The sequence below is a fragment of the Vibrio sp. 1249-1 genome (genome assembly GCF_033340495.1).
In genome coordinates, this window is the sequence record NZ_JAWOWJ010000951.1 from 1 (window position 1) to 563 (window position 563).

The following is a 563-nucleotide window of genomic DNA, read 5'->3' on the forward strand; positions in this document are numbered from 1 at the left end:
AACTCACTATCGCGTGATAGAAATTGTCTCAATCCAGCATAAAATTCTATTTGCAGTAGAGAAATCTAGTTTCAAATGTTGCGCAAGCTTTAATCTAAAACATATGCCTAATTTAACTTTTATTTGCGGTCTTTAATCTCGTTTTTTTATTTATGTTGAAGCTATCAACGTTAAAAGCTGGTAATTGCAGAATATTTGCGTAATCTATGTTGTAAATTAAATGTTAATTAAATGTGCCTCATTAAAGGAGTCAATGATGTTACATTCGCGTGAGAACACTCTACATTTAACTCAGCTCAGCATGGCAGCAATTGAGCAACTTTCGCCTTCATTTGAAGCGTTACCTCATACTGAGCACGCTGATGGGCAATATCGATTACGACGCTACTCAGTCGTGAGTTTTGAAGATGGACAAGTGATAGATTTGAACAAGAACAGCTTTGTACAGTCTTCAGATATCAACCGATTTCAGGGTGATGTCATTCGTCAATTTGAACCTATCGAGAAAGACATTTTAGCAAGTGACGGCTTTCGCGAAATGTGCGCGCTATTCGTGAGCGCAA

The 563-nt window shown here is 37.5% G+C and carries 1 protein-coding gene; it reads left to right on the top strand.

Annotated features, from left to right (window positions below; all coding sequences use genetic code 11):
* Positions 1 to 253: 253 nt before the first annotated feature.
* Positions 254 to 563: 2OG-Fe dioxygenase family protein (locus R7Z50_RS29870; RefSeq protein ID WP_318150064.1), on the top strand; the 310-nt coding region annotated here is incomplete at its 3' end.